11 protein-coding genes are annotated in these 12331 nt (G+C 62.0%); 7 read left to right on the top strand and 4 right to left on the bottom strand.

Annotated elements, in window-relative coordinates:
* Positions 1-6 precede the first annotated feature (6 nt).
* Positions 7-933, bottom strand: a complete 927-nt coding sequence (locus O3298_RS13610) for an STM4015 family protein (RefSeq protein ID WP_305059658.1) — start codon at positions 931-933, stop codon at positions 7-9.
* Positions 934-1123: 190 nt separating this feature from the next.
* Between O3298_RS13610 and O3298_RS13605 the strand changes: the two genes are divergently transcribed.
* Entirely contained in the window at positions 1124-2233 is a 1110-nt protein-coding gene (locus tag O3298_RS13605; protein WP_305059657.1) for a PEP-CTERM sorting domain-containing protein, read from the top strand.
* Positions 2234-2266: 33 nt separating this feature from the next.
* Here O3298_RS13605 and O3298_RS13600 read toward each other — a convergent pair whose 3' ends face one another.
* Positions 2267-2842 (bottom strand): helix-turn-helix domain-containing protein, encoded by a 576-nt coding sequence (locus O3298_RS13600; RefSeq protein ID WP_305059656.1) that lies wholly within the window; start codon positions 2840-2842, stop codon positions 2267-2269.
* Positions 2843-3063: 221 nt separating this feature from the next.
* On the opposite strand from O3298_RS13600, the gene kbl reads away from it, so the two are divergent.
* The 3 genes from kbl to O3298_RS13585 are packed head-to-tail and all read left to right on the top strand — an operon-like array spanning position 3064 to position 6719.
* Entirely contained in the window at positions 3064-4284 is a 1221-nt protein-coding gene (gene kbl / locus O3298_RS13595; protein ID WP_305059655.1) for a glycine C-acetyltransferase, read from the top strand.
* A 20-nt stretch (positions 4285-4304) separates the two neighbouring features.
* Positions 4305-5270, top strand: coding sequence for an NAD-dependent epimerase/dehydratase family protein (locus tag O3298_RS13590; RefSeq protein WP_099664155.1), 966 nt, complete (start codon positions 4305-4307; stop codon positions 5268-5270).
* Positions 5271-5318: 48 nt separating this feature from the next.
* Entirely contained in the window at positions 5319-6719 is a 1401-nt protein-coding gene (locus O3298_RS13585; protein WP_289905150.1) for an L-serine ammonia-lyase, read from the top strand.
* 68 nt (positions 6720-6787) lie between these two features.
* Here the strand turns inward: O3298_RS13585 and O3298_RS13580 are convergent, their stop codons facing one another.
* Both O3298_RS13580 and O3298_RS13575 read right to left on the bottom strand, forming a co-directional pair.
* Positions 6788-7528 carry an AAA family ATPase gene (locus O3298_RS13580; protein ID WP_289915184.1) on the bottom strand — a complete coding sequence of 247 codons (741 nt, stop codon included), beginning with the start codon at positions 7526-7528 and terminating at the stop codon, positions 6788-6790.
* Between the two features lie 95 nt (positions 7529-7623).
* Positions 7624-9156, bottom strand: a complete 1533-nt coding sequence (locus O3298_RS13575) for a hypothetical protein (RefSeq protein WP_289909718.1) — start codon at positions 9154-9156, stop codon at positions 7624-7626.
* A 171-nt stretch (positions 9157-9327) separates the two neighbouring features.
* On the opposite strand from O3298_RS13575, the gene thrC reads away from it, so the two are divergent.
* The 3 genes from thrC to moaD are packed head-to-tail and all read left to right on the top strand — an operon-like array spanning position 9328 to position 12300.
* On the top strand, positions 9328-10809 hold the full coding sequence (gene thrC / locus O3298_RS13570; protein WP_305059654.1) for a threonine synthase: 1482 nt from the start codon (positions 9328-9330) through the stop codon (positions 10807-10809).
* On the top strand, positions 10809-12035 hold the full coding sequence (gene glp / locus O3298_RS13565; protein ID WP_305059652.1) for a gephyrin-like molybdotransferase Glp: 1227 nt from the start codon (positions 10809-10811) through the stop codon (positions 12033-12035). The genes thrC and glp overlap by 1 nt, the downstream gene beginning before the upstream one ends.
* Positions 12036-12045: 10 nt before the next feature.
* Entirely contained in the window at positions 12046-12300 is a 255-nt protein-coding gene (moaD, locus tag O3298_RS13560; protein WP_289909725.1) for a molybdopterin converting factor subunit 1, read from the top strand.
* Positions 12301-12331 lie beyond the last annotated feature (31 nt).

Raw genomic sequence — 12331 nt, 5'->3', positions numbered from 1 at the left:
CTCCGCTTATTCGCCCACGGCCACGTAGCGGTAGCTTTCGCCGTCGTCTTCGTCCGCTTCCTGCGGGTCGTCCAGCACCACCTCGAAGGGCAACGCTTTCAGTTTCGCCTGGTTTTCCTCGGAAATGTAGTGGTGCGACAGGTCCAGGCGTTTCAGCTTGCCCAGCTGCGTGTGATTGAGCACGGCCACGGCGCCCAGGTCGCCGATGGTGCCCAGCGACAGGTCGAGCGTGTCGAGCTGCGCCACCAGCGGCTCTTCCGCCAGCCAGACGGCCAGGTTGTCGGCGATTTCCGCGTCGCGCAAGCCCAGGTAGCGCAGGGTCGGCACGGTCAGCTGCGCCAGCACCTTGCGGTACAGGTCGACGTCGCCCGAGAAGCCGTATTCCTCGGTGCCCGGCCACAGTTCCAGGTGTTCCAGCTGCGGCATGCTCGATTGCGCCAGCGCTTCGGCGATCTTTTGATCGAGGCCGCCCGTTTCGATGGTGAAGCGGCGCAGGTGCTGATGCGCGAACGGTTCGATGACGAGCTCATTGCCGCCGCGGATGCGCAATTCTTCCAGCTGCGGGAAGGCGTCCAGCAGGGGCTTGTAGCTGCCTTGCACGATCCACGAGATTTCGCATTCCTCGTACGTCATGTCGCCGATGAACAGGGCGCGCACATTGGGCAGTTGCGGCGCGTGGGCGATCAGCGCGGCGATCACTTCGTCGGCGCCCGATTCGTACGGGTCGCCCCACATGCCGATGATCAGCGCTGCGAGCGCGTTCTGGTCCGCCTTGGCGAGGAAGCCGGCGATCAGCTCGTCCATCTTGCGCTTGTCGTCGTACTCGAGCGACAGGCGGTAGACGATGTCGGGCGAGGCGTCGAAGGGCAGGTCAGGGTCGTACTGGACGACTTTCTTGTTGTGGAAGGTGGTGGTGCTGTCGGAAATCGTCATCGGTAAGGCTCCATGAAGGGCAGTGGAAATCTTGTCTAGTCCGAAATCTTAGCATGGGCATAAGGGCTTATTGCACACTGCTGGCCCCTGCAATGGGAGCCATCGATGCTTATCTTGCATCAAAGTTGTCAAAAAGGTTTACCTTTTTTATATTATCGATTATCTTGTTAATTTTATTGGAAAATTGACAATGAAACCGATACATAAAACCCTGTGTTTCTTGCTGTTGAGCGCTGCGACAACGACGGCGTTTGCACAAATCCTGCCTGCACCTGCACCGATTTTCTCTTCGACAACATTTGCGCTCCCCTCGACTGGCCGTTTGCAGTGGGGCGGCATCACGGCGCTGGGCGAACTGTATGGCTATGTTCAGCTGAATGGCGTGGACATGTGGTACGGCACCTCAGGCTCGGCAGTGACGGCCGTGCCTGCGGCTCAGGCAACGAATATGCTGCGTGGCGGCAATATTGCAGGAGACTTGCTGCTGCGCTCCACCGCCGCCGATGGCACCTTGCACATGCAACTGCAGTCGGGCAACACCCTGACGTCGCTGGATATTCCCGGCCAGGTGTCGTGGGGCGGTCAAGTTAATGCGTCGGGGAAAGTCGCGTTTGGCGCCACCGTGGTCGACAGCCAGACCAAGGCCAGCAGCACCAACGCCTATCTGTACGATTCCGCATCGGGCATTACTCCCCTCGGTACGCTGGGCGGCGCCTGGAGTGGTGTTTCAGCAATCAATGATCATGGGGTCATCGTCGGCAACTCCTTGACGGCCGGCGGCAAGCAGCACGGTTATCTCTATGAGAATGGTGTGATGAGAGACATCACGCCCACGATCAGAGACGCCGAGGTGAATATGCGAGGGATTAACAATGCTGGAGAAATCGTGTTCAACCAGTACTTCCGCAATGCCCCCTGGCCGGTTCCCTACCGCGCCTTCAAGATGGTGGACGGCAGCTGGAGCGGGATCAACTCCATGTCGGAAGCGCTCGGGATCGATGGCAAAGGGAACGTGGTGGGCATCAGCCTTTCAGGTGCGGAATCCATTATCAATATGAATGGCAACACCTATATGCTGGCCGACTTGGTCGATGGCATGGAAGGCTGGCGCAATCTGCAAGTCAATGGCATCAACGAGGCTGGCCAGATCGCCGCCAGCCGCTGCAACGACCGCTTTTGTGAAGTGATCCGCCTCGACCCGCTCAGCGCCGTGCCGGAGCCTGAAACCTATGGCATGTTGCTGGGCGGCCTGGCATTGCTCGGCTTTGTCAGCAGGAAGCGCCGGCAGCGCCAGGTCTGACGCCGGAGCCGTACGCCGCGTTGCTGGTGGCCACTAGCGGTGGATCACCACCAGCAGCGCTTTTCCTTCCGTCTTGCTCAGGTTGCGTATCGTATGCGGCAAGTCCGCCGGATACCTGGCCGTGCCGCCATTCTTGACCTTTTTCTTCGCCGTCCCCACTTCCAGTTCCAGGTTGCCATGGATCACCGTCAAATGTTCGGTGGTACCCGGATCGTGCGGCTGCGACGCCAGCTCGCCGCCCGGCGCCAGGGTCACCTCATACCATTCATATTTGCCGGCCAGTTCCATCGGTCCGAGGATGCGCAGCACGTAGCCCGCGTGGTCGCCGGGCAGGGTGGGGGTTTCGTGGGCGTCCGTGATGCGGATGGTTTCCACGGCTTTTTCCGCGCTGGACAGCAATTCGCCGATCTGCACGCCCAGGGCGTTGGCCAGGCGCCACGTGATGGCGATGGTGGGATTGGCCTTTTCGCGCTCGATCTGCGACAGCATGGACTTCGAGACGCCCGCGATGCGCGACAAATCCTCCAGTGTCAGGCCGCGCGCAAGGCGCAGCCGTTGCAGGGTGGCGCCCACTTCGGGCGGAGAATTGGTCGAAACGCTGGTTTTCATCGGCAGGTGGCTTGCAAAGTTCAAAAGGCTTGGGTAATATCCACTATATTGAATTTCAGTTCGAAATAGTGGATTTTGAGGAAAAACACGGAAACGTGTAGACTTCAAACAGCGCTTCACGGTACAGCATTGTGCGCGCACCGGTCAAGCGGGCGCCTTTCCCTATGGCAACTGAGCTCACCCGGATAGCACACATACAACAGGGACACACAAGGATCATCATGAGCGAGCAAGCGAAGAACACCTTTTTCAGCGGTCTGCAACAGAATCTCGATCAACTGCGCCAACAGGGCTTGTACAAGCCCGAGCGCGTGATCGCCTCGCGCCAGGGCGCTGAAGTGGTGTGCGACGATGGCCGTACCCAGATCAATATGTGTGCGAACAACTACCTGGGCCTGTCCGGCGACCTGCAGACGCAGGAAGCGTCTATTGCCGCCACGCAAAAGTATGGCTACGGCCTGTCGTCCGTGCGCTTCATCTGCGGCACGCAAACCGTGCATAAAGAACTGGAACAGGCGATTTCCGCTTTTCTCGGCACGGAAGACACGATTTTGTACGCGGCCGCATTCGACGCCAACGGCGGCGTGTTCGAGCCCCTGTTCGATGAAAATGACGCCATCATCTCGGATGCGCTGAATCACGCTTCCATCATCGACGGCATCCGCCTGTGCAAGGCTGGCCGCTACCGCTACGCCCACAACGACATGGCCGACCTGGAAGTGCAGCTGAAAGCGGCGATTGCCGCCGGCAAGCGCCATAAAGTCATCGTCACGGACGGCGTATTCTCGATGGATGGCACGATCGCGCAACTCGACAAGATCTGCGACCTGGCCGACCAGTACGGTGCGCTGGTGATGATCGACGAATGCCACGCTTCCGGCTTCATGGGCGCGACGGGCCGCGGTACGCACGAACACCACAATGTGATGGGCCGCATCGACATCATCACGGGCACCCTGGGCAAGGCCCTGGGCGGCGCCATGGGCGGTTTCACGTCGGCACGCAAGGAAGTCATCGACACCCTGCGCCAGAAATCGCGCCCTTATCTGTTCTCGAACACCCTGGCGCCATCGATCGCCGGCGCCTCGCTGTCGGTACTGGAGCGCCTGGCCAAGTCGACGGAACTGCGCGACCGCCTGCATGAAAACACGGCTTTCTTCCGCAGCGAAATCGAGCGCATCGGCTTCACCATCAAGCCGGGCACCCATCCCGTCGTTCCCGTGATGCTGTTCGACGCTCCCGTGGCGCAGAAATTCGCCGCCCGCCTGTATGAACTGGGCGTGCTGGTGACGGGCTTCTTCTACCCGGTCGTGCCGATGGGCCAGGCCAGGGTGCGCGTGCAGCTGTCGGCCGCCCACACCCGCGAACAGCTGGTGCAAGTGCTGGCCGCCTTCGAGCAGGCTGGCAAGGAACTCGGTTTGCTGACTACCACTACCAACTAACAGGAATTCAGGAAAATAGCATGGAACGCATCTTAGTCATTGGCGCAAACGGCCAAATCGGTAGTGAACTGGTGGGCGCACTGGCGCAGCAGCACGGCGCGGACAACGTCATCGCCAGCGACATCGGCACGAATAATCTGTACCAGGCCAAGCGCTATGCGCAATTGAATGTGCTGGACAAGGACGGCCTGGCGAAGATCATCGCCGACGAAGGCATCACCCAGGTGTACCAGCTGGCGGCCATGCTGTCGGCCACGGGCGAAGCGGCGCCGTTGAAGGCGTGGAGCCTGAACATGGACGGCTTGCTCAATATCCTGGAACTGGCGCGCGAGCGGGGCGAAGCGGGCAAGCCGCTGCGCATCTTCTGGCCGTCGTCGATCGCCGCCTTCGGCCCGAACACGCCGCAGGTGAACACGCCGCAAATGACGGTGATGGACCCGACCTCGATGTACGGCATCAGCAAGCTGGCCGGCGAGCGCCTGTGCGAGTACTACTTCAACAAGTACGGCGTCGACGTGCGCAGCATCCGCTACCCGGGCATCATCAGCTACAAATCGCCTCCGGGCGGCGGCACCACCGATTACGCCATCGCCATCTTCCATGCGGCCTTGCGCGGCGAGCGCTATGACTGCTTCCTCGATGCGAACACCACCTTGCCGATGATTTACATGCCCGACGCCATCCGCGCCACCATCGAACTGATGGATGCGCCTGTGGCCCAAATCAAGATCCGCTCCTCGTACAACGTGGCCGGCGTATCGTTCAACCCCGAGCAGCTGGCCAAGGCCATCGTGCGCATGGTTCCGGACTTCAAGATCAGCTACAAGCCGGACAGCCGCCAAGCCATCGCCGACAGCTGGCCGCAAAGCCTGGACGACAGCAAGGCCAGCGCCGACTGGGGCTGGAAGGCGCAGATCGGCGTCGAGCAGATGGTCACGGACATGCTGGCCAATGTCGACGTGGGGCATGCCGCCAAGGCAGCCTGAATCCAGCACCGGCATTCATAAAAACATACTAATATAAAGAGACACTACATGGACATGAGCGTATTTGACCTGTTTAAGATCGGCATCGGGCCGTCGAGTTCCCACACGGTGGGGCCGATGGTGGCGGCGCGGCGTTTTCTGGTCGAATACGGTCCGCTGGACCAGGTGGTGGGCGTCGAGGCGGCCCTGTATGGCTCGCTGGCGCTGACGGGCGTGGGCCATGCCACGGACAAGGCCGTGATTCTGGGCCTGATGGGCGAGACGCCGCAAGACGTGGCGCCCGATGCCGTCGACAGCAAGCTGGCCGCCATCGAGGCGGCCGGTGAAATCGCCTTGCTGGGCACGCACGTGGTGCCGTTTACGGCCGCCACGGGCTTGATCTGGCACAAGAGCGAATCCCTGCCCGAACATCCGAACGGCATGCGCTTTACCCTGAAACTGGCGGACGGCAGCCGCGTCGACAAAGTGTATTACTCGATCGGCGGCGGCTTTATCCGCGAAGCGGGCGAGGCCCAGGCCGAGGCGGCCGTGGAGTCGGCCGCCAGCGCGCGGGTCGTCTTCCCCTTCGATACCATGGAGCAGTTGCTGGCGCACGGCGTGGAAAGCGGCCTGTCGATCCCGGAAATGCTGCGCGCGAACGAATGCGTCAAGCGCAGCGACGATGAATTGAACGAGGGCCTGGACCGTATCTGGCACGTCATGCGCGACTGCATCGCGCACGGCCTGGAAACGACGGGCAACCTGCCGGGCGGCTTGAACGTGAAGCGCCGCGCCGCAAAATTGTGGCGCCTGGCGCAGGAAGCGAAAGCATCCGATAACCGCGCCAACGACTTGCCGCACGACGCCGTGCACCTGGTCAGCCTGTACGCGATGGCCGTCAACGAGGAAAACGCGGCGGGCGGCCGCGTGGTGACGGCGCCGACCAACGGCGCCGCCGGCATCATCCCGGCCGTGCTGCGCTACTACGCGCAGGATTGCCGCCCCAGCGACCCGGTCGGCGGCGTGCGCCGCTTCATGCTGACGGCAGCCGCCATCGGCATGTTGTGCAAACGCAATGCCTCGATCTCGGGCGCCGAAGTGGGTTGCCAGGGCGAAGTGGGCGTGGCGTGCGCCATGGCGGCGGCCGGCCTGGTGGCGGCCCTGGGCGGCACCAATGAGCAAATCGAGAATGCGGCCGAAATCGGCATCGAGCACCACCTGGGCATGACGTGCGACCCGATCGGCGGCCTGGTGCAGATTCCCTGCATCGAGCGCAACGGCATGGGCGCCGTGAAAGCCATCACGGCCGCTTCGCTGGCGCTGAAGGGCGACGGCACGCACTTCGTCAGCCTCGACGAAGTCATCGAGACCATGCGCCAGACGGGCGCGGACATGCAGGACAAGTACAAGGAAACGTCCTTGGGCGGGCTGGCAGTTCATGTCATTACCGTGAACCACGCCGCATGCTGAGGGCGACGTCCCGTACGATTCCCTAACATCGTGCATGTCGGCTTGCCGCAGTGCGCAAGCCGGCAGCTTTACTCCTCCTCAAACAACTGCTCCAGCCTTCTCGGGTAGTTATTCAAAAAATCGCGCGTCACGGCGTAGTGTTCCGTGTCTTCATACGCCACTTCGTGGATGCCGCCGCCCGTAAAACTGAGGATTTTCGCATTCGGGTAGGCCAGCAGGATGGGCGAATGGGTGGCGATGATCAATTGCGAGTCGTCCTGCACCAGCTGGTGGATCACGGACAATGCTGCCATCTGGCGGCTGGGCGACAGGGCCGCCTCGGGTTCGTCCAGCAGGTACAAGCCTTTTCCCTGCAGCTTGTTGATCAGGGTGGCCATGAACGCTTCGCCGTGCGATTGCGCGTGCAGCGACTTGCCGCCGTAGCTGGCCAGGTATTCCGGCATGTCGTCCATGTAGGTGGCGACGTTGAAAAAGCTTTCGGCGCGCAGGAAATAGCTGTCCTCGGGTTTTTTATAACTCTTGCTCAGGCGCAAGTGCGCGTGCAAGCCCGATTCCTCGTCCGACGGCAGGGCGATGCGCACGTTGCGCGTGCCGCCATCCTTGCCGAAACCGAGGGCCACGGCCAGCGCTTCGAGCATGGTCGACTTGCCGCTGCCATTCTCGCCCACGAAAAACGTCACGTCGCGGTGGAAGTCCATGTGCACGAAATCGCGGATGGCGGGAATGGTGAACGGATAGTGGTCCAGGTCGACGACGGCGTCAGGGCGCAGCGCGGCGCTTTGCAAATACGGTTTTTTACTCAGCGACATGGCCGGTTCCATGAATGACCCGGAGGCGGGCCGACGGGTACCAGTGTGGCGCAAATCCGGCGCACGCGCCAGCACGCGCGCCGGATTTTTTGATATTACAGGTCGTTCAGGCAGTTGCCGAAGTAGTCGTTATAAAATGCTGTGGGTGCACCATTCTTGTCGAGCAAGCCAAAATGTCTACCGACATTGAGGCCTACACGATACAAAGTGTCGGCCGAGTTTTCTGTTCCGGCATAGCCTCGCTCCATCAATAATGCTTCGCGGGCATTATCCGTTAGGTGGGCAACTCGTCCTGCAAGCAGTGCGTCAAAAAGACAAATGTGTTCGCGTTCGTCACTTTCCTTGTACGCATCTTTACTGCCGACAGCCATGTATAGGCCAGCTTCGCCACCAGCGCTGATGCACTCCAGGTCAGCAACTGATCGTTCATGGAGGCCGAATTCGCCCTTTGCCAAAGGAAAACAATAGCTGTTTGCACTACTTTCCTTCAGCGTCTTTGTTTTATAGTTGTTCGTAAGCCATTTGGAAAACGCGGAAGAGCTTGGCTGGCCGCCCTGGCGACGATAGGCGGTATAGTAAGTGAGTACGGTCGAAAAAGGGTGGCCGCTAGGTACGGCTCCGAATGTTCCTGATTTGGCTACCGCCGGCATCGTGGCTGCAACCGTATCTGCTGGACCAAAACACCGCAAGTCATACCCCAGCATGAACAAACTCGCTTCGAAGGCATGGCAGCGGGCGGCCATGTCGGCGCTGTCCGCCTTGAACCAGTCGCACTTTTCCAGCACGGCGCGCAGGATCCAGCCCAGCTTGACCTGCCACTGCGCCCAGTCCTGGCACGACACGGCCTTGCCAAAGAATTGCGGTGCGCCGGCAAAGCCGCTGTCGATACCCTTGGGATTGCGGATCTGCTTGCCGCGCGCGGCGCCCGAGGGGAAGGCCAGCCAGTGTTTCTTTGCCAGTTTGGCGCCTGCCTGGCTGCGGTACTGCGCATACAGCATGGCCATGGCCGCGCCCACGCGGCTGTCGTAGATGGGCGAGCCGCTGTCATCAAACAGGGCGTGGATCTTGGTCAGACCCGCGTCGAAGCGCTCCACGCTGTCCGTATCGAGCGCATCGAGCGGCGCATCCGAGTCGAGCGACATGAATGGCGCCAGGCGCGTGAAGTAGGCGGCCAGGCGGCCTTGCGCATGCAGGCGCTTCAGGAAGACGATGGCGCCGCGCACGCCGCCCCATTCGAGGATGGCCAGGCAGGCGGCCAGCACCTGGTCTTCATCCTGCCGCGCGATGGCGTCCTTCAGCCAGCCGCGCAGCAGGCCCAGCGAGGCGGTCGTCTCGCGCCAGTTGCCCGAGACGACCGCCTTGCCGCGCGCATCGGTCCAGCGGGTGTTCCACACATAGTGCCCCAGCACCGCTTCCAGGCCCGTCGCCTGCACGTCCAGGCCGCCCGGCACGAAGCGGCTGCGCGCCATCTTCAGCTGAAAGCGTTTGACCGGCAGTTCGGCCGCCAGCCAGTCGATAAAACCGCGTACATCGTCCTGCTTGAGAAAATCGTCACGCTTCGTGTGGGATGGCTGTGGCATGGTCGTCATGGGCAGGGTTGGCGCCCGCTTGGTCTGGAAAGCGGCCATGATACAGTTGCCGTGCGACAAGGTGTGTCGTTTGGCAACAGTCGCCGCTCGTATCAGGACGGCGGTGCCCGGGCAAATGCCACGCGATTCGCCTTGGACGGCGGCTGGCACTATAATATCCGCTGCCATTCATGATCAACCGCACTCAGCTCAACTGGACTCTTCAAATCTATGCACTACGTGTCTACCCGCGCTGATAAAGCGCCAATGAATCCGCAGCAATTCTCCGACATCCTCCTGGGCGGCCTGGCCCCCGATGGCGGACTGTATCTCCCTGAACACTACCCGCAAGTCACTGGTGCCGAGCTGAACGCCTGGCGCACATTGTCGTATGCCGACCTGGCCTACGAAATCCTGAAGAAGTTCGCCACCGATATCCCGGCCGCGGACCTGAAGGCGCTGACGGCGAAAACCTATACCAAGGCAGTCTACAAGAACGCCCGCGCCGGCGAAAACGCGGCCGACATCACGCCGCTGCGCGTGCTCGAAGAAAACGTCGTCAAGGGCGGCCAGACCACCCTGATCCTGCAGGCGCTGTCGAACGGCCCGACCCTGGCCTTCAAGGACATGGCCATGCAGCTGCTGGGCAACCTGTTCGAATACACGCTGGCCAAGCACGACGCCGAACTCAATATCTTCGGCGCCACGTCGGGCGACACGGGCAGCGCGGCCGAGTACGCGATGCGCGGCAAGAAGGGCATCCGCGTCTTCATGTTGTCGCCGCACAAGAAAATGAGCGCGTTCCAGACGGCGCAGATGTTCAGCCTGCAAGACCCGAACATCTACAATATCGCCGTCGAAGGCGTGTTCGACGATTGCCAGGACATGGTCAAGGCAGTGTCGAACGACTTGCCGTTCAAGGCGAAGCAAAAGATCGGCACCGTCAATTCCATCAACTGGGCAAGAGTCGTGGCGCAGGTCGTGTATTACTTCCGCGGCTACCTGGCGGCCACCACCAGCAACGAGCAGAAAGTGTCGTTCACGGTGCCGTCTGGCAACTTCGGCAATATCTGCGCCGGCCACATCGCCCGCATGATGGGGCTGCCCATCTCGAAACTGGTGGCCGCGACGAATGAAAACGACGTGCTCGACGAATTCTTCCGCACGGGCGTCTACCGCGTGCGCAAGTCCGCCGAAACGTACCATACGAGCAGCCCGTCGATGGATATCTCGAAAGCGTCGAATTTCGAGCGCTTCGTCTACGACCTGGTGGGCCGCGATAGCGGGCGCGTGCGCGCGCTGTTTACGAAAGTGGAAACGCACGGCGGCTTCGACTTGTCCGGCAAGCCGGGCAGCGATGGCGACGAGTTCAAGCTGGTGGCCAAATATGGCTTCAAGTCGGGCAAGTCCACGCACCAGGACCGCCTCGACACCATCCGCGACGTGGCCGACGACTACGGTATCACCATCGACACGCACACGGCCGACGGCATCAAGGTGGCGCGCGAGCACCTGGAGCCGAACGTGCCGATGATCGTGCTGGAAACGGCGCTGGCGGCCAAGTTCAACGAAACCATCCTCGAAGCGCTGGGCGTGGATGCGGAACGCCCGGCCGGCTTCGAGAACATCGAAGACTTGCCGCAAAAGTTCGTCGTGATGGATGCGGACGTGGAAAAAATGAAGGCGTACATCGCCTCGAACACGGGACTGTGATGACAGACGCGAGCACTGTACGTAAACCCATGCTGTCGGTGGCCGAGGCGCAAGCCTTCATGCTGGGCGCGGCGCGCCCGGTGGCCGACGTGGAGCTGGTCGACACCATGCGCGCCAACGGCCGCGTGCTGGCGGCCGCGCAAACGTCGACCCTGAACGTGCCCGAGCGCGACAACACGCAGATGGATGGCTACGCCGTGCGCGCGCAGGATTGCGCCAGCGGCGCGGCCAGCCTGCCCGTGTCGCAGCGCATCGCGGCCGGCCACGTGGGCCAGCCTTTGCAGCCGGGGACGGCGGCGCGCATCTTCACGGGCGCCCTGATCCCGGACGGCGCCGATTGCGTCGTGATGCAGGAGCAGTGCACCTTGCTTGATGGCGTGGTGACGGTCAATCACGTGCCGCACGCGGGCGAATGGGTGCGCCGCCAGGGCGAGGATATCCGCGCCGGCGGCGAGATCCTCGGCGCCGGCCGGCGCCTGCGCAGCCAGGAAATGGGCCTGGCCGCCTCGGTGGGCCTGGCGCAAGTGCCGGTGCTGCGCAAGCTGCGCGTGGCCGTGTTCTTCACGGGCGACGAGCTGGCCATGCCGGGCGAGCCTTTGGCGCCGGGCGCCGTCTACAACTCCAACCGTTTTACCTTGCGCGGCTTGCTGGAAAATCTGGGCTGCGAGATCACGGACCTGGGCATCGTGCCCGATAGCCTGGACGCGACGCGCGCCGTGCTACGCCAGGCGGCCCAGGGCAATGATTTGATCATCACTTCGGGCGGCGTGTCCGTGGGCGAGGAAGACCATATCAAGCCGGCCGTGGAAGCGGAAGGGCGCCTGAACATGTGGCAGATCGCCGTCAAGCCGGGCAAGCCGCTGGCGTTTGGCGAAGTGCAGGACGCGTTCTTTGTCGGCTTGCCCGGCAATCCCGTCTCCAGCTTCGTCACCTTTTTGCTGTTCGTGCGTCCGTTCATCCTGCGCCTGCAGGGCGTGGCGGGGAGCCTGGCGCCGCGCAGCTACAAGCTGCCGGCCGCGCTTGAACGCCTGAAGGCGGACAAGCGCAACGAATTCCTGCGCGCCAAGGTCAATGACGAGGGCGAGCTGGAACTGTTCGCCAACCAGAGTTCGGGCGTGCTGACGTCCACCGTGTGGGGCGACGGCTTGATCGATTGCCCGCCGGGGCTGTCGATCGCGCGCGGCGACATGCTGCGGTTTATCCCGTTTAACGAATTGCTGTACTAAGGAAGTCTTGATGAAGATCAATCTGCGATTTTTTGCCAGCGTGCGCGAGCTGGTGGGCACGGGCCAAGAAGCACTGGAAGTGGCCGGGCCGCTGACGGTGGGCGAGGTGCGAACCCTGCTGATCGCCCGCGGCGGCAACTGGGAATATGCGCTGGCGCAGGGACGCGCGCTGCGCATGGCGCATAATCAGGTGATGTGCGATGCCGATACCGTGACAGGCGACGGCGACGAAGTGGCGTTCTTCCCGCCCGTGACGGGCGGCTGATCCCGCGCGCCAAATGAAACGGCCACTTCAT

It is taken from the genome of Janthinobacterium sp. SUN137 (assembly GCF_030587265.1).
Lineage (GTDB): Bacteria > Pseudomonadota > Gammaproteobacteria > Burkholderiales > Burkholderiaceae_D > Janthinobacterium > Janthinobacterium kumbetense.
The sequence above is the reverse complement of the archived record's forward strand: the minus strand, read 5'-3'. Positions and strand labels throughout refer to the sequence as shown.